An 18,451-nucleotide genomic window follows, 5' to 3' on the forward strand; every position below is an offset into this window, starting at 1 on the left:
GGTATTCAAGTTGTTCGCCAAAGACGGCGACGCAATCAATAACGCTGAAACGACTCTATCGAATTGGCTGTGCTGATCCAGGAATCAGCATGGCAACCAGTCAAGCCTGATGACCATAGCGAGGTGGTCCCACCCCTTCCCATCCCGAACAGGACCGTGAAACACCTCAGCGCCGATGATAGTGCGGATTCCCGTGTGAAAGTAGGACATCGTCAGGCTAATATCCCGGCAAACGCCCCGACCAGAATATGGTCGGGGCGTTTTGCTTTGTGCCTCTGCAATGCCTGCGAGGCGGCGCTTGGCGGGCCGGCCAACAAGCTGCGGCGTTGCTGGCCCGGAAACGGCAGCGACAAAAAAACCCCGCTGCGCGGGGTTTGGCTGGCGAGGGTGGCTTTCGCTGCAGGCAGTAAATGTTCGCTGCGTGCGGAAGCGATGACGCCTTACTTCTGGTGCTTCTGAGCCCAGGTGGCCATGCCGGTACGGATTTCCTCGCGGGCGCCTTCCGGGCCTTCCCAGCCCAGCACCTTGACCCACTTGCCCTTTTCGAGGTCCTTGTAGTGCTCGAAGAAGTGCTGGATCTGCTTCAGGCGCAGCTCGTTGAGGTCTTCCGGCTTTTCCCAGTGGCTGTAGATCGGCAGGATCTTGTTGGTCGGCACGGCCAGCAGCTTGCTGTCGCCACCGGCTTCGTCTTCCATCTTCAGGATGCCGATCGGGCGGCACGCCACGACCACGCCGGGGATCAGCGGATAGGGCGTGATCACCAGCACGTCCACCGGGTCGCCATCGTCAGCCAGCGTCTGCGGCACGTAGCCGTAGTTGCACGGGTAGTGCATGGCCGTGCCCATGAAGCGGTCGACGAACAGCGCGCCGCTTTCCTCGTCCACTTCGTACTTGATCGGATCCGCGTTCATCGGGATCTCGATGATCACGTTGAACTCATCGGGCGCCTTGGCGCCGGGCGTGACGTTATGCAGGCTCATGGCTTCACTTGCTTGGAGGAAGAAACCTCGGATTCTAAGGACGCCGCTTGCCGTGGCCTGACTCGCCGGCGCCACGGCCGCTCCAGAAAAAACCGGCGGCCGCCCATGCCCTTCCCGTAGCATCGAACACCGCCCGCAGTGGCTGCGCTGCAGGCCCGGACTCCATCAGTGCCGGGTGACCCGGCTCGTGCGACAACGTACCGAAGGGAGCATGCTCGATGACGACCAACTGGGCGCTGTATCTCTCGCTGGTTTGCGGCTTGGCCGCGGTCCTCTACGGGTTCCTGCAGCGCCAATGGATATTGCGGCAGGACAGCGGCAACGACCGCATGCGCGAGATCGCCGGCGCGGTGCAGCAGGGCGCGGCCGCCTACCTGGCGCGCCAATACAAGACCATCGCGCTGGTCGGCGTGGTGCTGGCCATCCTCATCGGCGTGTTCCTGGACATGGTGACGGCCGCGGGCTTCGTGGCCGGCGCGCTGCTGTCCGGGGCCTGCGGCTTCATCGGCATGAACATCTCGGTACGGGCCAACGTGCGCACGGCACAGGCGGCCACGCGCGGCATCGGGCCGGCACTCGACGTGGCCTTCAAGGGCGGCGCGATCACCGGCATGCTGGTCGTGGGCCTGGGCCTGCTGGGCGTGGGCCTGTTCTTCTGGTTCGTCACCGCCAACGGCAACAGCGTGCCCACGCGCAGCCTCTCCGCCACGCTCAAGCCCATGCTGGGCTTCGCGTTCGGCGCCTCGCTCATCTCCATCTTCGCGCGGCTGGGCGGCGGCATCTTTACCAAGGGCGCCGACGTGGGTGCCGACCTGGTCGGCAAGGTCGAGGCCGGCATTCCCGAGGACGATCCGCGCAACCCCGCGGTGATCGCCGACAACGTGGGCGACAACGTCGGCGACTGCGCGGGCATGGCCGCCGACCTGTTCGAGACCTACGCCGTGACGCTGATCGCCACCATGGCGCTGGGCGCGCTGCTGGTGACGGCCGCACCCCTGCAGGCCGTCGTGTACCCGCTGCTGCTCGGCGGCGTCTCGATCATCGCGTCGATCATCGGCTGCAGCTTCGTCAAGGCGTCGCCGCAGATGCGCAACGTCATGCCGGCGCTCTACAAGGGGCTGATCGTCGCGGGCGTGCTGTCGCTGGTGGCGTTCTGGTTCGTCACCGCGGCCGTGATGCCCGCCGACGCGCTGGGGCCGCAGACGCATCTGCGCCTGTGGGGCTCGTGTGTCGTGGGTCTGGTGCTGACGGCAGCCATGGTCTGGATCACGGAGTACTACACCGGCACCCAGTACAAGCCCGTGCGCCACGTTGCGCAGGCATCGACCACGGGACATGGCACCAACATCATCGCCGGGCTTGGCGTGAGCATGAAGAGCACCGCCTGGCCGGTGCTGCTGGTGTGCGTGGCCATCGCGGTCTCCTACCAGCTCGCCGGCCTCTACGGCATCGCCGTGGCCGCCACGGCCATGCTCAGCATGGCCGGCATCGTGGTGGCGCTCGACGCCTACGGGCCGATCACGGACAACGCCGGCGGCATTGCCGAGATGGCGGACCTGCCCAGCAGCGTGCGCGACATCACCGACCCGCTCGACGCCGTGGGCAACACCACCAAGGCCGTCACCAAGGGCTACGCGATCGGCTCCGCCGGCCTGGCCGCGCTGGTGCTGTTTGCCGACTACACGCACGCGCTCGAAGCGCGCGGCATGACGGTGCGCTTCGACCTCTCGGATCCGCGCGTCATCATCGGCCTGTTCATCGGCGGCCTGATTCCCTATCTCTTCGGCGCCATGGCCATGGAGGCCGTGGGCCGCGCGGCAGGCTCGGTGGTGGAGGAGGTGCGGCGCCAGTTCCGCGAGATCCGCGGGATCATGGAAGGGACGGCCAAGCCGGAGTACGGCCGCGCGGTGGACATGCTCACCGGCGCGGCCATCAAGGAAATGATCGTGCCCTCGCTGCTGCCCGTCATCGTGCCCATCCTTGTGGGACTGCTGCTGGGCCCGAAGGCGCTGGGCGGCCTGCTGATGGGCACCATCGTCACCGGCCTGTTCGTGGCCATCAGCATGTGCACCGGCGGCGGCGCCTGGGACAACGCCAAGAAGTACATCGAGGACGGCCACTACGGCGGCAAGGGCTCCGAGGCGCACAAGGCCGCGGTCACCGGCGACACGGTGGGCGATCCCTACAAGGACACGGCCGGCCCCGCGGTGAACCCGCTCATCAAGATCATCAACATCGTGGCCTTGCTGATCGTGCCGCTGCTGCCCGTGAGCATCGAGTCCACGGCGGCGGCAACGGCGCCCGTGCAGCATGGCGCCAGCATCGCCGCCGTCACCGCGCAGCCCCCGGCCGTCAAGTAGATGCCATGCCACCGCGGCCGACGGGCCGCGGGTCCGGCGCAGGGCGGGGCGATGTTGCCGCCCTGCGCCGCAGTTCAGCCGGCGCGCGGCCGCGGCTCGTGAACGGCGGGACTACGCTTCAAACCCTTGCGGATTGCGCAGTTGCCAGCGCCAGCTGTCCTCGCACATGCGGGGCAGGTCGTGGCGGGTCTTCCAGCCCAGCAGCGCTTCGGCGTGACGCGGGTCGGCATAGCAGGCCGCCACGTCGCCCGGGCGGCGCGGGGCCACCTGGTAAGGAATGTCGCGCCCGCTGGCAGCCTGGTAGGCGTGCACGACCTCCAGCACGCTGTAGCCCCGGCCCGTGCCGAGATTGACGGTCAGCGAGCCGGGCACGTCGAACAGCCGCTGCAGCGCCGCCACGTGGCCTTCGGCCAAATCCATGACGTGGATGTAGTCGCGCACGCCGGTGCCGTCCGGCGTGTCGTAGTCGCCGCCGAAAACCTGCAGGAATGGGCGCCGCCCCACCGCCACCTGGGCCACGTAAGGCATGAGATTGTTGGGCGTTCCGCGCGGGTCCTCGCCAATATCGCCGCTCTCATGCGCGCCCACCGGGTTGAAATAGCGCAGGCAGGCCGTCTGCCAAGCCGCGTCCGAAGCGCCCAGGTCAGCCAGTATCTGTTCACCCATCAGCTTGGTGCGGCCATAAGGGTTGGTCGCTGTCAGCGAAGAATCCTCGGTGATGGGCAATTTCTCGGGCACACCGTAGACCGTGGCGCTGGAGCTGAACACGAAGCGCCTGCAATGGTGGCGCCGCATGATCTGGCATACGTTGAGCAGGCCGCCGATGTTGTTTGAATAGTATTCCAGCGGCTGCTGCGCGGATTCGCCCACCGCCTTGAAGGCGGCAAAATGGATGACCGCATCGGGCTTGTGGCGCTCGAAAGTAGCCTCCAGCGCCAGGGAATCACGAATATCCACGCGTTCGAACACCACGGGCTGCGATCCCAGCCGCTCCAGGCGCTCCAGCACCCGCGGCGAACTGTTGCTGAAGTTGTCGATGCCCACCACGCGAAAACCAGCGGCCTGCAGCGCCAGCCAGGTATGCGAAGCGATATAGCCGGCCGCGCCGGTCAGCAAAACGGTGGCGCCGCCGGCGCGAATGGAAGAGGTCATTTCAGTAGAGCCTGCACGTAGCAGTTGGCCGTATTGGCCTTGAATGGGAAACTGATGTCACCGCTCTGGCTGCGGGTTTCACGGGCCACGTTGCAGCCCAGGCTCAGGCTGTTGGTCGCGTTCCAGGTGGCTCCCAGGGCGGCCCGACGTGTCGTATCGGAACCTTGTTCCTCGATGCCTTGAATCGGAACCACCAGTTTGCGGTCGCTGTAGCGGAAACTGGCGTTGACCGATATCTTGGCGGTGGCTTTCCACAGGCCGTCGAGAATCAAGGAATTCGTGATCCTGGAGCCGGCAGAGGCATTGTCCGTCCCGTTGGCTTCGACGAAACGCTCGGTATCGTCGGCGTCGCGTACCAGCGTGGTGGTCAACAGCAGCTTGCCCGTGGGTTCCCAGCGCCAGCGCAACCGGCCGGTCAGTCCGGAAAAGTCGCGCTGTCCGTTTTCCTTGAAACTGCGCCTCTCATACCCGATTTCACCGTCCAGGGTGCTGGCGCCGCTGGGTTTCCAGACGCTCGTCAGTTCCAGCGCATTCGAGTCGTACCGGTCTGGAATGCGCGGATACTTGCCGCGCGCCCCCACCCACGCCACGCCCAGTGTCAGCAAGTCGCTGCGGTGCCAGTTCACCCCGGCGCGCAAAGCATTGCGGCGGTTGTCACGGTTGTTGAAGCTGCTGGCCGAATAGTCGGTATTGCGGGCATTGAAGGCGCCGAACACCTGGAGATCGTTGCGGACCGTGCCACGCTGCACGGTGGCGGCAAAGGTGTTTTCGCTCTTGATGTTCTTTTCCGTCACCACGTTCAGGAAGGGCAGGCTGTAGGAAGCCAGCGTTTTCTCCCGGCCCAGCTTGACGGTGCCGGAAATGTTGTTGATGGTTTCCCAGTCCAGTCCCGCTCCCAGCCGGTGGCCGGTGTAATCAAGCTCGTCGCGCTCGTCGAAACGCTGCTGGCGTACTTCCAGGTTGGTATAGACGCGCTGGCGGCCGATGGGCTGGTCGAAGCCGCCGAGCAAAGCGGCGGTGGTGTAGGAATCCGACGCGGGGTCGAGTTCCGGCCTCACCCGGAAAATGTTGGAGTCATGGCCCCGTGTCAGGGAGGCGCCCAGGTAATACGGGCTGATTTGCGCCTGGGCGCCGGTGGCGATGGCGGAACAGGCAGCGCAAACGGCTGCGTACAGACATGCGCGGGGCAAGGTATTGATCAACAGCAATTCTCCAGCAGCGGCTCTCAGTAGGCGTTTCGATCAAAAAATACCAGCCGCGCCGTGCGCATCATGATGTGCAGGTCCAATGCCAGCGACCAGTTGCGGAGGTACTCCAGATCGTATTCCACCCGGGCCTGCATCTTGTGCACCGTGTCGGTCTCGCCACGGTGGCCGTTGACCTGCGCCCAGCCGGTGATGCCGGGCTTGACCTTGTGGCGCACCATGTACGCCTTGATGAGCTTGCGGTACTCCTCGTTGTGGGCTACCGCGTGCGGGCGCGGCCCGACGATGCTCATGCTGCCCTGCAGCACGTTGAAGAACTGCGGCAGCTCGTCGAGCGAGGTGCGGCGCAGGAAGGCGCCGAAGCGCGTGATGCGCGGGTCGTGCCGGGTCGCCTGGCGCACCACGGCACCGTTGTCCTGGCAGGTCATGGAGCGGAACTTGTAGACCAGGATCTCGCTGCCATCGAGGCCGTTGCGGCGCTGCTTGAAGATGACCGGCCCGGGTGAGCTGAGCTTGACGCCCACGGCGATGGCCAGCAGCAGCGGCGAGATCAGCACCAGGATCAGCGACGCCATCACCAGGTCGGAGATGCGCTTGACGAGCTCGTTGGTGCCGGTGAAGGGCGTCTCGCAGATGCCCACCACCGGGATGCCGTTCATGTCCTGCAGCCGGCCCTGGATGATGCTGATGCCGAACACGTCGGGCACGAAAAAGATGGAGGCCGTGGTGCCCTGCAGCGACTCCAGCAGCTCCACGATGCGCGGCTGCAGCCCCAGCGGCAGCGTGATGTAGACCTCCTTGATGCCGTGCGTGCGGATGTAGGGCGCCACGTCCTGCAGCGTGCCCAGCAGCCCGCTGGCGTCCTGGTGCACGCGCGCATCGTGGCGGTCGTCGAAATGGCCGACGAAGACGCTGCCCTGGTCGCTGCTCTCGCGCAGGGCGCGCGCCACCTTCACGCCCAGCAGCCCGCTGCCGATGACCACCGCCGGGCGCTGCAGCACCGCGTGCGCCGCGCGGCGGCGCAGCACGGCGCCGCCGGCGCACACGCCCAGCCACACCAGCACCGGCGTGGCCACGGCCCAGGCCAGCAGCACGCGGCGGTCGAAGTAGCCCAGGCTGCGCGTGGCGTAGCCGCACAGCACCAGCGCCAGCAGCAGCACGATCCAGCTGTTGAAGATGTCCAGCGCGGCGGCGCCAGGCGGGTCCTTGAAGCGCTGGCGGCCCGGGAAGGTCAGCGCGAACACCAGGAGTCCCAGCGTCAGCACCGGCCGCTCGATGGGCTGGTCGTACCAGCGCGTGGCGAACAGCAGGACCGCGACCGCGATCGTGGGCTCCATGAAGGCGGCCACCAGCGTGGTGATCGACTGCGGGGCGCTGTAGAAGGTGCGTTTGTAACTACGGTGGGCAATCATGGGATCGGGGACCTGTGAGGCCGCGGCACGGACGTGCCTGCGCACCAGCGCTCCTTACCCCTGTTGTTGCGAGCCATTCTCGGTCCGGCATCCGGCGCCTTCGGGCCGGTTCCCCCGGATGGGGGCGCCCGAAGGTGGGTGCCTACAATGCCGCGCATGTTCCAAGCCCTCAACGCCCTGCTGGCTCCGGCCCTGATGCAGCGGCTGACCCTGCTCTTGAACCACGTGCTCGACGGCGAGCCCGTGGCGCGCCAGCTGTTGCGCCCGCGCGACGGCGCGCTGGTGCAATTCCACCTGGAGCGCTGGCCGCAGCTGCTGCCGCCGCCGCCCGTGCTGTGCTGGCGCATCACGCCGGCCGGGCTGCTGGAGTGGTGCGAGGCGCCGCCCGCAGCCGCGCAGCTGCACGTGCGTGTGGACGCTTCCAACCCCGCGCTGCTGGCCGTGCAGGCCCTGGCCGGCTCGCAGCCGGCGCTGCAGCTCGACGGCGACGCGGCGCTGGCCGCCGACATCAACTGGCTGCTGCAGAACCTGCGCTGGGACATCGCGGCCGACCTGGAGCGGGTGCTGGGCGCCGCGGCGGCGCAGCAGCTCAGCGCCCTGGGCGCGGCGCTGGCGCGCGGGCTGCGCCAGGCCCTGCTGGGCGGCACGGCGCGCTGGCGCCCCGGTGCGCCCTCATGAGGCAGTTCGCGCGGCTGGTCTTCATCGCCTTCACCGTCCTGCGCTTCGGGCTGGACGACATCGCGCTGTCGCACTTCCGCCAGCGCTGGGTGCGCGTGCTGGCGGCGGTGGTGACGCTGGGGCGTCGCTACGACGCCTCGCGCGGCGCGCGGCTGCGCCAGGCGCTGGAGCGGCTGGGGCCGATCTTCGTCAAGTTCGGCCAGGTCATGTCCACGCGGCGCGACCTGCTGCCGCTGGACATCGCCGACGAGCTGGCGCGGCTGCAGGACAACGTGCCGCCGTTTCCCGGCGCGCAGGCCGCGGCGCTGGTGGAGGCCGCCTTCGGCCGCCGCCTGGACGAGGTGTTCTCGCACTTCAGCGCCGAGCCGGTGGCCAGCGCCTCGATCGCGCAGGTGCACTTCGCCACGCTGCGCGACGGGCGCGAGGTGGCGGTGAAGGTGCTGCGCCCGGGCATGCTGGCCGTGATCGAGGACGACCTGGCGCTGCTGCACCGCTTCGCGCGCTGGGTCGAACGCGCCAGCACCGATGCGCGCCGGCTCAAGCCGCGCGAGGTGGTGGCGGAGTTCGACATCTACCTGCACGACGAGCTCGACCTGGTGCGCGAGGCCTCCAACGCCGCGCAGCTGCGCCGCAACATGGCGGGGCTCGACCTGGTGATGGTCCCGGAGATGGTGTGGGACCTGTGCGCGCCGGGCGTGATCGTGATGGAGCGCATGCGTGGCACGCCCATCAGCCAGGTCGGCAAGCTGCGCGAGGCCGGCGTGGACATCCCGAAGCTCGCGCGCGACGGCGTGACGATCTTCTTCACGCAGGTGTTCCGCGACGGCTTCTTCCACGCCGACATGCACCCCGGCAACATCCAGGTCAGCCTGGAGCCGGCCACCTTCGGGCGCTACATCGCGCTCGACTTCGGAATCATGGGCACGCTCACCGAGGTCGACAAGGAATACCTGGCGCAGAACTTCATCGCCTTCTTCCGCCGCGACTACAAGCGCGTGGCCGAGCTGCACCTGGAGTCGGGCTGGGTGCCGCCGGGCACGCGCATCGACGCCCTGGAGTCGGCCATCCGCGCCGTGTGCGAGCCGCACTTCGACCGCCCGCTCAAGGACATCTCGCTGGGCCAGGTGCTGCTGCGGCTGTTCCAGACCTCGCGCCGCTTCAACGTCGAGATCCAGCCGCAGCTGGTGCTGCTGCAGAAGACGCTGCTCAACGTCGAGGGCCTGGGGCGGCAGCTCGACCCGGAGCTGGACCTGTGGGCCACGGCCAAGCCGTTCCTGGAGCGCTGGATGAACGAGCAGATCGGCTGGCGCGCGCTGGTGGACCGGCTCAAGCACGAGGCGCCGCACTACGCGCGGCTGCTGCCCGAGGTGCCGCGGCTGCTGCACCACGCGCTGCAGCGCACGCCGACCAAGGCCGACGACTCGCAGACGCTGCTGCTGCATGCCCTCCTGGCCGAGCAGAAGCGCACCAACCGGCTGCTGCAGGGCATCCTGTGGGGCGCGCTGGGCTTCGCGCTGGGCGTGGGCCTGACGCGGCTGGCCTTCAAGCTGCACATGATGTTGCCGACCTGAAGCGGCGCACCGGGGTGGGGCGCAACGGCGGCGATTTGTGCCGTTTGTGCATCGCCGTGCCACCGGCGCGCCTTCGGAGGCGGAACCAACCCCCTTTGTTGCGGGGATAATGCGCGCGCTGCGGCGGCGGCGCAGTTCGTGCTTGCCGGCCTCCCATTCCCGACTCCCCGCTCCACCTGGCCCGCAGGCCGCGCACGCCCATGCTGCTGACCCTGGTCCTCGTCTACCTGCTGCTGACCATCGCCATCGGGCTGTGGGCCGCCAAGCGGGTCAAGAACACCGCCGACTTCGCCGTGGCCGGCCGGAACCTGCCGCTGGTGATGATCGTCACCACCACCTTCGCCACCTGGTTCGGCTCCGAGACGGTGCTGGGCATCCCGGCCAAGTTCGTGCAGGAAGGCCTGGGTGCGGTGGTGGAGGACCCGTTCGGCGCCGGCACCTGCCTGATCCTGGTCGGCGCCTTCTTCGCCGCCAAGCTCTACCGCATGTCGCTGCTGACCATCAGCGACTACTACCGCGAGCGCTACGGCCGCGGCGTCGAGGTGGCGTGCTCGCTGATCATCATCGTCAGCTACCTGGGCTGGGTGTCGGCGCAGGTCACGGCGCTGGGCCTGGTGTTCAACCTGCTGTCGGGCGGCGCCATCAGCGTGCCGGTGGGCATGGTGCTGGGCACGGCCTCCATCCTGGCCTACACGCTGTTCGGCGGCATGTGGTCGGTGGCGGTGACGGACTTCATGCAGATGATCATCCTGGTGCTGGGCCTGGCCGTCATCGCCTTCTTCGCCGCGGACCAGGCTGGCGGCGCCGACAAGGTCATCGCGCTGGCGGCCAGCAAGGAGCTGTTCCGGTTCCTGCCCGAGCCGTCGTTCACCGACATCGTCTTCTTCATCGCCGCGGCGATCACGATGATGCTGGGTTCGATTCCGCAGCAGGACGTGTTCCAGCGCGTGATGTCGGCCAAGGACGTCAACGCCGCCACCAAGGGGCCGATCATCGGCGGGCTGTGCTACATCGGCTTCGCCTTCGTGCCGATGTTCCTGGTCACGAGCGCGCTGATCATCATGCCAGAGCAGGCCACGGCGCTCATCGAGCAGGATCCGCAGAAGGTGCTGCCCACGCTGGTGCTGCAGCACATGCCGTTCGTGATGCAGGTGCTGTTCTTCGGCGCGCTGCTGTCGGCCATCAAGAGCACGGCCTCGGCCACGCTGCTGGCGCCCTCGGTGACCTTCGTGGAGAACATCTGGCGCCAGTTCTTCCCGCGCACCAGCGACCGCCAGGAGCTGCGCACCATGCGCATGGCGGTGCTGGTCTTCAGCATCCTGGTGTGCATCTACGCCATCGCCTCGCAGGGCACGCCGATCTACGAGATGGTTTCCGGCGCCTACCAGGTGCCGCTGGTCGGGGCCTTCGTGCCGCTGGTGGCGGGCCTGTACTGGAAGCGCGCGACCACTCAAGGCGCGGTCTTCGCGGTGGTGCTGGGGCTGCTGACCTGGGCGCTGTTCCTGTTCACGCCGGCCGGCGAAGTCTTCCCCGCGCAGCTCGCGGGCGTGCTCATGAGCGCGCTGGGCATGCTGCTGGGCTCGCTGGGGCCGCAGGCGCTCAAGAACCGCCACGGCTCGCACCACGCGCTGCGCGGCCTCGATGGCGGCTTGAAAGCCTGAAGCGTGAACTCCATCTGCGCCCCGGGCGCGGCGGCCATTCCCTGCAAGGTGGCCGCCTTGCCTCGGGCCTTATAATTTTCCGTTTTACATCAAAGGCTTAGCCATGCCGATCTACGCTTATCGCTGTTCCGCCTGCGGTCACGCGAAGGACGTGCTGCAGAAGATGTCCGACCCCGTGCTGACGACCTGTCCGGCCTGCGGCGCCGAGGCCTTCAGCAAGCAGCTCACCGCCGCGGGCTTCCAGCTCAAGGGTTCGGGTTGGTACGTGACCGACTTCCGGGGCGGCAGCGGCGGTGGCGCTGCTGCCGCGTCGGCCTCCGCCGCCAAGGCGGCCGAGCCCGCGGCGGCCGCGTCGTCCGCGTCGGAGTCGTCGTCGGCCGCGCCGGCAGCAGCCGGTTGCGGCGGCTCCTGCGCCTGCCACTGATGCCCCGCTGCATGCCTAGCTGCGGGGGCGGCCGCGCGTGATCAAGAAGTACATCATTGCCGGCCTGCTGGTGTGGATGCCGCTGGCCGTCACGGTCTGGGTGCTGATGTGGGTGCTCGGCCTGATGGACGGCGTCTTCGCCTGGCTGCTGGCGGCGGCGTCGGCGCTGCTGCCGCTGTCGATGCAGCCGGCGCTCGACGAGCTGCGCCGCATCCCGGGCCTGAGCGTGCTGGTGATGGTGGCGGGGCTGCTGCTCACCGGCATGTTCGTGGCCAACGTCTTCGGCCAGTGGTGGCTGCGGCAGTGGGACCGGCTCATGGGCCGCATCCCCATCGTCAAGTCGATCTACAGCTCGGTCAAGCAGGTCTCGGACACGCTGTTCTCCAGCAGCGGCAACGCCTTCCGCGAGGCGGTGCTGGTGCAGTACCCGCGCGCGGGCTCCTGGACCATCGCCTTCGTCACCGGCCGCCCCGGCGGCGAGGTGGCGCAGCGCCTGGGCGGTGCCGAGTTCCTGAGCCTGTACGTGCCCACCACGCCGAACCCGACCTCGGGCTTCTTCCTGATGGTGCCGCGCGGCGACGTCATGCCGCTGCAGATGAGCGTGGACGAAGCGCTCAAGTACATCATCTCGATGGGCGTGGTGGCACCGCCCGTCATCGCGGCGCCCGCCGCCGCGCCGCTGCCGCTGCGCAACCGCGCCGGCTGAGCCCGCCGGCGCCTTTTACTGCCCCGGCCGCCGGCCGCGGCGGCCACCCGAACAAGTCTCCTGGAGCCAAACAATGAGAAGCAGCTACTGCGGCCGTGTCAGCGAAGCGCTGATGGGCCAGACCGTGACCCTGATGGGCTGGGCCCACCGTCGCCGCGACCACGGCGGCGTGATCTTCATCGACCTGCGTGACCGCGAGGGCGTGGTGCAGGTGGTGTGCGACCCCGACCGCCCGGAGATGTTCGCCACCGCCGAGAGCGTGCGCAACGAGTTCTGCCTCAAGGTCGTGGGCAAGGTGCGCGCGCGGCCCGCGGGCACCGAGAACGCCAACCTGGTCAGCGGCAAGGTCGAGGTGCTGTGCCACGAGCTGGAGGTGCTCAACCCCAGCGTCACGCCCCCGTTCCAGCTCGACGAGGAGAACCTCTCCGAGACCACGCGGCTGACGCACCGCGTGCTCGACCTGCGCCGCCCGTACATGCAGAACAACCTGATGCTGCGCTACCGCGTGGCCATGGAAGTGCGCAAGTACCTCGACGAGCAAGGTTTTATTGATATCGAAACCCCCATGCTCACCAAGAGCACGCCGGAGGGTGCGCGTGATTACTTGGTTCCGTCCCGGGTGCACGACGGCCAGTTCTTCGCGCTGCCGCAGTCGCCACAGCTGTTCAAGCAGCTGCTCATGGTCGCGGGCTACGACCGCTACTACCAGATCACCAAGTGCTTCCGTGACGAGGACCTGCGCGCCGACCGCCAGCCCGAGTTCACGCAGATCGACCTGGAGACCAGCTTCCTCACCGAGCAGGAGATCCGCGACCTGACCGAAGGCATGATCCGCCACGTCTTCCGCAAGGCGCTGGACGTGGAGCTGGGCGAGTACCCCGTCATGACGTATGCGGATGCGATGCGTCTCTACGGCTCGGACAAGCCCGACCTGCGCGTGAAGCTGGAGTTCACCGAGCTCACCGACGTGATGGCCGACGTGGACTTCAAGGTCTTCAGCACCCCGGCCACGACGAAGGGCGGCCGCGTGGCGGCGCTGCGCATTCCCGGCGGCGGCGAGATGAGCCGCGGCGAGATCGACGGCTACACCGAGTTCGTCAAGATCTACGGCGCCAAGGGCCTGGCCTGGATCAAGGTCAACGACCTGGCCAAGGGCCGCGAGGGCCTGCAGTCGCCGATCGTGAAGAACCTGCACGACCGCGCCCTGCAGCAGATCCTGGAGCGCACCGGCGCGCAGACGGGCGACCTGATCTTCTTCGGCGCCGACAAGGCCAAGGTCGTCAACGACGCCCTGGGCGCGCTGCGCGTGAAGGTCGGCCACAGCGACTTCGGCCGCGCCAAGGGCCTGTTCGAGGACCGCTGGGCACCGCTGTGGGTCATCGACTTCCCGATGTTCGAGCACGACGAGGAGGGCGGCCGCTGGGTCGCCGTGCACCACCCGTTCACCGCGCCCAAGGACGGGCACGAGGACCTGATGGACACCGACCCCGGCGCCTGCCTGGCCAAGGCCTACGACATGGTGCTCAACGGCTGGGAGCTCGGCGGCGGCTCGGTGCGCATCCACCGCGCCGAGGTGCAGAGCAAGGTGTTCAGCGCCCTGAACATCGGCCCGGAGGAGGCGCAGCTGAAGTTCGGCTTCCTGCTCGACGCGCTGCAGTACGGCGCGCCCCCGCACGGCGGCCTGGCCTTCGGCCTGGACCGCCTGGTCACGCTCATGACCAAGGCCGAGTCGATCCGCGACGTCATCGCCTTCCCGAAGACGCAGCGCGCGCAGTGCCTGCTCACCGGCGCGCCCAGCAACGTGGACGAGAAGCAGCTGCGCGAGCTGCACATCCGCCTGCGCAACGTGGCGGCGACCACCGCGGCTTGACGCAGCGCAAGGGCCGGGCGCGGCGCGCCCGGCTTTCCGCCCGTTGTGAATTACTGACAGGGCCGGGTAAGACCTGGTGTTTACACTATTAGGGTAAACACCAAGGACTTGCCATGAAAACCGTCGCTCTCGCCGCCTCCCTGCTGCTCATCGCCGCTGTCGCCCAAGCCGAGACGGTGGCCCCGGCCGCCGCCAGCGCCGCCACGACCGTGGCCGCCCAGCCCGTGGCCGCCCGCGCCAACGGCGAGCATCCCGGCGTGATGGCCGCGCGCCAGTACCGCCAGGGCGCCGTGGACGCCAACCGCTTCATCGTCGCGCCGCCGGCCACCACCCGCTGGACCAGCGGCCCCGCCGCGGACGTCGTCGCCCCGACGACCACTGCTGCCGCCGCTGCCCGCTGAGGACGGTGGGCGGGCCTTCGGCACGCGCGGTTCGCGCGCGCCCGGGCGGCCGCTGGCGGCGCTTGACCGGCCGCGCCTTGCGGCTGCCGTCGCGCCGCTATGCTCTGGCGCATGCCTGAGCCGATCAAGAACAAGCGTCCCTGGAAGATTCCCGAGTCCGTGCTGGTGGTGATCCACACCCCGGCGCTGGACGTGCTGATGCTGGAGCGGGCCGACCATCCCGGCTACTGGCAGAGCGTCACCGGTTCGCGCGACCACGCCGACGAGCCGCTGCTCGACACCTGCGTGCGCGAGGTGGCCGAGGAAACCGGCATCGACGTGCTGGCCCCGGGCATCGGCCTTGCCGCCTTGCGCGACTGGGGAGTGCGCAACGTGTACGAGATCTATCCGGAGTTCCTGCACCGCTATGCCGGCGGTGTCACGCACAACACCGAACACGTGTTCGGCCTGATGGTGCCCCCGGGCACGCCGGTGCGGCTGGCGCCGCGCGAGCACCTGGCCTGGCGCTGGCTGCCCTGGCGCGAGGCCGCGGCGGCCTGCTTCTCGCCCAGCAATGCCGAGGCGATCCGGGAGCTGCCGCTGCGCCTGGCGGCGGCCGGGGCCGGCCAGGAGCGCTGAGGCCATGCCGCTCAACCGCATGCAGTCCACGCAGCTGCCCTCGGCCGCGGCCTCCGCGTCGGCGCAGGCCGACGTGGCGCTGATGCGCGTGGCCACCTACAACATCCACAAGGGCGTGCGCGGCATCGGCCCGCGCAAGCGGCTGGAGATCCACAACCTGGGCCTGGGCGTGGAGGCGCTGGACGCCGACCTCGTCTTCCTGCAGGAGGTGCGCCTCTTCCACCACCGCGAGGCCAAGCTGTTCGACCGCAGCAAGTTCGGCTGGCCTGAGCAGGGGCAGGCGCATTTCCTGGCGCCCGAAGGCTATGACGTGGCCTACCGCACCAATGCCGTCACGCGTCACGGCGAGCACGGCAACGCGCTGCTGTCGCGCTGGCCCATCGGCGACGTCGGCCACTTCGACGTCAGCGACCACCGTTTCGAGCAGCGCGGGCTGCTGCACGTGCCGGTGCAGTGGCACGGGCAGCGCATCCACGCGGTGGTGGCGCACTTCGGGCTGATCCACGCCAGCCGCGTGCGCCAGGTGCAGAAGCTCGCCGAGTTCCTGGAGGCCAACGTCCCGGCCGACGAGCCGCTGGTGGTGGCGGGCGACTTCAACGACTGGGCCGAGAAGCTCGACCCGCCGATGTGGAGCATCGGGCTGCAGCGCGCGCGCCCCGCGGACAACACCCGACATTGCCCGACCTTCCCCTCGCTGGCGCCGGTGTTCGCGCTGGACCGCTTCTACCTGCGCGGCCTGCGCTGCCGCTCGACCTTCGTGCCCCGCGGCACCACCTGGGCCCGCATGTCGGACCACCTGCCGCTGGTGGCCGAGCTCGAAGCGGTATGAGCGCAGGGGCGCCGCCCCCGGGCCGTCGCGCCGGCGCGGCGCAAGGCCCGCATTCGGCCTCGGCGCTGCTGCACAACTGGTACGACCATCCGCGCGCGCTGTTCTGCGGCGGCAACGAGGTCCGGCTGCTGCGCGGCGGCGACCAGCTCTTTCCGGCGATGTGCGAGGCCATCGCCGCGGCGCGCACCGAGGTGTGGCTGGCCACCTACATCTTTCACGACGACGCCGCCGGGCGGCTCGTGGCCGATGCGCTGGTGGCCGCGGCGCGGCGCGGCGTGAGGGTGCACGTGGTGGTGGACGGCTTCGGCAGCAAGGCGTCGCTGCCCGAGCTGACCCAGTGGTTCCGCGACGCCGGCGTGGAGCTGGCGGTGTTCCGCCCGGTCAAGCGCTGGTGGACGCTGCTGCAGCCCGGGCAGCTGCGCCGGCTGCACCAGAAGCTGTGCGTGGTGGACCAGGCGCTGGGCTTCGTCGGCGGCATCAACATCATTGACGACTGCAACGACCTCAATCACGGCTTTTGCGACACGCCGCGGCTGGACTTCGCCGTGGCGCTGCGCGGCCCGGTGGTGGCGCCGGTGCAGCAGACCGCGCGCGCGATGTGGTCGCGCGCGGCCTTCGGCCACGACTGGCCCGAGGAGATGCGGGCGCTGGCGCGCAGCAGCGAGCCGGTGGCGCGGGTGCGCGCGCTGCTGCGCCGGCTGCGCATGACGCCGCCGCTGAAGAGCCAGCTGGCCTGCAGCGACGCCGAGCGCCCGGTGCGCGCGGCCTTCGTGGTGCGCGACAACCTGCGCCAGCGCCGCGCCATCGAGCGCAGCTACATCGACGCGCTGCGCCGCGCGCGCACGCGCATCGACCTGGTGTCGCCGTATTTCTATCCCGGGCACCTGTTCCGCCGCACGCTGCGCGACGCCGCGCGCCGCGGCGTGCAGGTGCGGCTGCTGCTGCAGGGCAAGCTCGACTACCGCATCGCCGGGCTGGCGGCGCAGGTGCTCTACGACGAGCTGCTGCGCCACGGCGTGCGCATCTTCGAGTACATGCCCGCGTTCCTGCACGCCAAGGTGGCGCTGGTGGACGACGACTGGGCCACCGTGGGCAGCTCCAACATCGACCCGCTGTCGCTGCTGCTCAACCTGGAGGCCAACGTCATGGTGCGCGACCACGACTTCACGCGCGAGCTCGCCGCCGAGTTCGACGCCGCCATCGCCGTCTCGCGCGAGGTGCAGTCGGCGCAGCTGCGCACGCGCGGCTGGTGGGGCGCCTTGCGCCGCGGCTTCGTGGCCTGGGGCGCGCACGTGTACCTGCGCGTGGCCGGCATCACCGGGCGCTATTGAGGGGTGCTGGCGGATTGGGAAGCGCCGGTGGCCGGCGGCGCCTGGGCCGGCGCGCGCTGCATCAGCTCGCGCGCGTGCGCGATCGGGATGGCGTAGCTGATGCCCGAGGGCTGCGTCAGCGCGCTCTCGCGTCCGGCCTTGACGAAGACCATGTTGAGCACGCCGACGATCTCGCCGCTGGCAACGTCGACCACCGGGCTGCCGCTGTTGCCGGGATAGGCCGTGGCGTCGAGCTGGTACAGGTCGAAGGGGCCCTCGCGCAGCTGGCGGATGGCCTGGTTGCTGAGCTGCGTCGAGTTGGGCGTGGGCAGCGAGGCCGGGGTGATGGCCGAGACGATGCCGTGGTGCGTCACCGGCGAGTAGCCCAGCGCGCTGCCCAGCGGGAAGCCGGTGAAGGCGATCTCGGTGCCCTCGGCCACCTCGGTCGCGGCCGACAGCGCCAGCGCCGGCAGCGGCGCGCCCTCGATGGCCAGCAGCGCCAGGTCGTGGCGCCGGTCCAGCGCCAGCAGCACGGCGCGGCGCACCTCGGCGCCCTGGCCGCGCGCGCGCGGCACGCCCACGGCCAGCGGCGCCGCGGCCTCGTCCGCCTTCGCCTCGGGCAGCACGTGCGCGTTGGTCAGCACCCGGCGCCCGTCGCCCACCACGAAGCCGGTGCCGTGAAAGCCCAGGCGCGGGTTGTCGGTGGCGCGCCACGAGCCCACCACCACGACCGACGGCTTTATCTTGGGAATCAGGGCCGACAGCTGTGCCGCGGCCGGCTGCAGGACGGCGCACGACAGCAGGGCCGCCGTGGCGAAGAGGCGCTTGAAGTTCATCGGTCGTTGCGGCAGTGAAGTCAGGGCGGGCTCAGAACTCGCTGCCCAGGTCCTCGCCGTAGCGGTTGCGTCCCGGCGTGCCGGGCAGCAGGCCGTTCTCGATGAGCGTCCAGACCATGCCGATGAACGGCACCACATTGATCAGCACCCACCAGCCGGACTTGTCGCGGTCGTGCCAGCGCTTGACCGACACCGCCAGCGCCGGCCAGGCCAGCAGCAGGTTGACGATGTCCTCGGCCTTGTCCTCGCTCAGGCCCGCCACGCGCAGCAGCGTGGTGCCCAGCAGTCCCAGCCCCAGCAGCCCGGCCACGCCGTACAGCCACCAGATGCGCCGCGGAATGCGGCCCCGGAAGCTGAAGTAGATCTGCTGCGGGCTCATTGCCTCTTCGGCGAGCCAGGGGGAAGACGGGATCATGGGGCGGGTGCAACCAAACGCAA

Annotated in this window: 17 protein-coding genes and 1 rRNA gene; 12 read left to right on the plus strand and 6 right to left on the minus strand. The window is 69.1% G+C overall.

All coding sequences use genetic code 11. The features are described 5' to 3' along the window. Positions 1 to 105: 105 nt before the first annotated feature. Positions 106 to 218: ribosomal RNA gene (rrf, locus tag FJ694_RS30245) — 5S ribosomal RNA — on the plus strand. A gap of 222 nt (positions 219 to 440) precedes the next feature. Here rrf and ppa read toward each other — a convergent pair. Further along, the gene (ppa, locus tag FJ694_RS30250) at positions 441 to 980 is read right to left on the minus strand and encodes an inorganic diphosphatase (protein ID WP_157271255.1); all 540 of its coding nucleotides are present in this window, start codon (positions 978 to 980) and stop codon (positions 441 to 443) included. A 218-nt stretch (positions 981 to 1,198) separates the two neighbouring features. On the opposite strand from ppa, the gene FJ694_RS30255 reads away from it, so the two are divergent. Further along, complete coding sequence (locus tag FJ694_RS30255) at positions 1,199 to 3,340, plus strand: sodium-translocating pyrophosphatase (RefSeq protein ID WP_157271256.1); 2,142 nt, start codon at positions 1,199 to 1,201, stop codon at positions 3,338 to 3,340. Positions 3,341 to 3,451: 111 nt separating this feature from the next. Here FJ694_RS30255 and galE read toward each other — a convergent pair whose 3' ends face one another. From galE to FJ694_RS30270, 3 genes are read right to left on the minus strand one after another with little or no spacing between them, the layout of a single operon-like run. Beyond that, the gene (galE, locus tag FJ694_RS30260; RefSeq protein WP_157271257.1) at positions 3,452 to 4,492 is read right to left on the minus strand and encodes a UDP-glucose 4-epimerase GalE; all 1,041 of its coding nucleotides are present in this window, start codon (positions 4,490 to 4,492) and stop codon (positions 3,452 to 3,454) included. After that, entirely contained in the window at positions 4,489 to 5,694 is a 1,206-nt protein-coding gene (locus FJ694_RS30265) for a porin family protein (protein WP_157271258.1), read from the minus strand. The genes galE and FJ694_RS30265 overlap by 4 nt, the downstream gene beginning before the upstream one ends. A gap of 23 nt (positions 5,695 to 5,717) precedes the next feature. After that, positions 5,718 to 7,109, minus strand: a complete 1,392-nt coding sequence (locus FJ694_RS30270; protein WP_157271259.1) for an undecaprenyl-phosphate glucose phosphotransferase — start codon at positions 7,107 to 7,109, stop codon at positions 5,718 to 5,720. Positions 7,110 to 7,265: 156 nt separating this feature from the next. Here FJ694_RS30270 and FJ694_RS30275 point away from each other — a divergent pair, with 156 nt between their 5' ends. The 10 genes from FJ694_RS30275 (at position 7,266) to clsB (ending at position 17,198) form a co-directional block, all read left to right on the plus strand. Further along, a complete protein-coding gene (locus FJ694_RS30275; protein ID WP_157271260.1) occupies positions 7,266 to 7,787 on the plus strand; it encodes a hypothetical protein in 522 nt (173 codons plus the stop codon). Beyond that, positions 7,784 to 9,358 carry a ubiquinone biosynthesis regulatory protein kinase UbiB gene (gene ubiB, locus FJ694_RS30280; protein ID WP_157271261.1) on the plus strand — a complete coding sequence of 525 codons (1,575 nt, stop codon included), beginning with the start codon at positions 7,784 to 7,786 and terminating at the stop codon, positions 9,356 to 9,358. Before FJ694_RS30275 ends, ubiB begins: the two co-directional genes overlap by 4 nt. Positions 9,359 to 9,558: 200 nt before the next feature. After that, positions 9,559 to 11,019 carry a high affinity choline transporter 1 gene (locus FJ694_RS30285; protein WP_157271262.1) on the plus strand — a complete coding sequence of 487 codons (1,461 nt, stop codon included), beginning with the start codon at positions 9,559 to 9,561 and terminating at the stop codon, positions 11,017 to 11,019. Between the two features lie 103 nt (positions 11,020 to 11,122). Continuing rightward, positions 11,123 to 11,443 carry an FmdB family zinc ribbon protein gene (locus FJ694_RS30290; protein ID WP_157271263.1) on the plus strand — a complete coding sequence of 107 codons (321 nt, stop codon included), beginning with the start codon at positions 11,123 to 11,125 and terminating at the stop codon, positions 11,441 to 11,443. Between the two features lie 40 nt (positions 11,444 to 11,483). Further along, positions 11,484 to 12,149 carry a DUF502 domain-containing protein gene (locus FJ694_RS30295; RefSeq protein ID WP_157271281.1) on the plus strand — a complete coding sequence of 222 codons (666 nt, stop codon included), beginning with the start codon at positions 11,484 to 11,486 and terminating at the stop codon, positions 12,147 to 12,149. Positions 12,150 to 12,222: 73 nt separating this feature from the next. Beyond that, entirely contained in the window at positions 12,223 to 14,019 is a 1,797-nt protein-coding gene (gene aspS / locus FJ694_RS30300) for an aspartate--tRNA ligase (protein WP_157271264.1), read from the plus strand. A gap of 113 nt (positions 14,020 to 14,132) precedes the next feature. Beyond that, positions 14,133 to 14,420 (plus strand): hypothetical protein, encoded by a 288-nt coding sequence (locus FJ694_RS30305; RefSeq protein WP_157271265.1) that lies wholly within the window; start codon positions 14,133 to 14,135, stop codon positions 14,418 to 14,420. Positions 14,421 to 14,531: 111 nt separating this feature from the next. Next, the gene (gene nudB / locus FJ694_RS30310) at positions 14,532 to 15,038 is read left to right on the plus strand and encodes a dihydroneopterin triphosphate diphosphatase (RefSeq protein WP_232540295.1); all 507 of its coding nucleotides are present in this window, start codon (positions 14,532 to 14,534) and stop codon (positions 15,036 to 15,038) included. 4 nt (positions 15,039 to 15,042) lie between these two features. Beyond that, a complete protein-coding gene (locus FJ694_RS30315) occupies positions 15,043 to 15,867 on the plus strand; it encodes an endonuclease/exonuclease/phosphatase family protein (RefSeq protein WP_375140273.1) in 825 nt (274 codons plus the stop codon). Then, positions 15,864 to 17,198, plus strand: coding sequence for a cardiolipin synthase ClsB (gene clsB, locus FJ694_RS30320; protein WP_157271267.1), 1,335 nt, complete (start codon positions 15,864 to 15,866; stop codon positions 17,196 to 17,198). Before FJ694_RS30315 ends, clsB begins: the two co-directional genes overlap by 4 nt. Here the strand turns inward: clsB and FJ694_RS30325 are convergent. Beyond that, a complete protein-coding gene (locus tag FJ694_RS30325) occupies positions 17,192 to 18,013 on the minus strand; it encodes a S1C family serine protease (RefSeq protein ID WP_157271268.1) in 822 nt (273 codons plus the stop codon). The genes clsB and FJ694_RS30325 overlap by 7 nt on opposite strands. Before the next feature lie 31 nt (positions 18,014 to 18,044). After that, positions 18,045 to 18,428 carry a DUF805 domain-containing protein gene (locus FJ694_RS30330; protein WP_198321077.1) on the minus strand — a complete coding sequence of 128 codons (384 nt, stop codon included), beginning with the start codon at positions 18,426 to 18,428 and terminating at the stop codon, positions 18,045 to 18,047. Positions 18,429 to 18,451 lie beyond the last annotated feature (23 nt).

It is taken from the genome of Azohydromonas aeria (assembly GCF_009760915.1).
Lineage (GTDB): Bacteria > Pseudomonadota > Gammaproteobacteria > Burkholderiales > Burkholderiaceae_C > Azohydromonas > Azohydromonas aeria.

Coding starts and splice junctions, on each gene's coding strand:
- ppa (WP_157271255.1), bottom strand. CDS start 980: ATGAGCCTGCATAACGTCACGCCCGGCGCCAAGGCGCCCGATGAGTTC.
- FJ694_RS30255 (WP_157271256.1), top strand. CDS start 1,199: ATGACGACCAACTGGGCGCTGTATCTCTCGCTGGTTTGCGGCTTGGCC.
- galE (WP_157271257.1), bottom strand. CDS start 4,492: ATGACCTCTTCCATTCGCGCCGGCGGCGCCACCGTTTTGCTGACCGGC.
- FJ694_RS30270 (WP_157271259.1), bottom strand. CDS start 7,109: ATGATTGCCCACCGTAGTTACAAACGCACCTTCTACAGCGCCCCGCAG.
- FJ694_RS30275 (WP_157271260.1), top strand. CDS start 7,266: ATGTTCCAAGCCCTCAACGCCCTGCTGGCTCCGGCCCTGATGCAGCGG.
- ubiB (WP_157271261.1), top strand. CDS start 7,784: ATGAGGCAGTTCGCGCGGCTGGTCTTCATCGCCTTCACCGTCCTGCGC.
- FJ694_RS30285 (WP_157271262.1), top strand. CDS start 9,559: ATGCTGCTGACCCTGGTCCTCGTCTACCTGCTGCTGACCATCGCCATC.
- FJ694_RS30290 (WP_157271263.1), top strand. CDS start 11,123: ATGCCGATCTACGCTTATCGCTGTTCCGCCTGCGGTCACGCGAAGGAC.
- aspS (WP_157271264.1), top strand. CDS start 12,223: ATGAGAAGCAGCTACTGCGGCCGTGTCAGCGAAGCGCTGATGGGCCAG.
- FJ694_RS30305 (WP_157271265.1), top strand. CDS start 14,133: ATGAAAACCGTCGCTCTCGCCGCCTCCCTGCTGCTCATCGCCGCTGTC.
- nudB (WP_232540295.1), top strand. CDS start 14,532: ATGCCTGAGCCGATCAAGAACAAGCGTCCCTGGAAGATTCCCGAGTCC.
- FJ694_RS30315 (WP_375140273.1), top strand. CDS start 15,043: ATGCCGCTCAACCGCATGCAGTCCACGCAGCTGCCCTCGGCCGCGGCC.
- clsB (WP_157271267.1), top strand. CDS start 15,864: ATGAGCGCAGGGGCGCCGCCCCCGGGCCGTCGCGCCGGCGCGGCGCAA.
- FJ694_RS30325 (WP_157271268.1), bottom strand. CDS start 18,013: ATGAACTTCAAGCGCCTCTTCGCCACGGCGGCCCTGCTGTCGTGCGCC.
- FJ694_RS30330 (WP_198321077.1), bottom strand. CDS start 18,428: ATGATCCCGTCTTCCCCCTGGCTCGCCGAAGAGGCAATGAGCCCGCAG.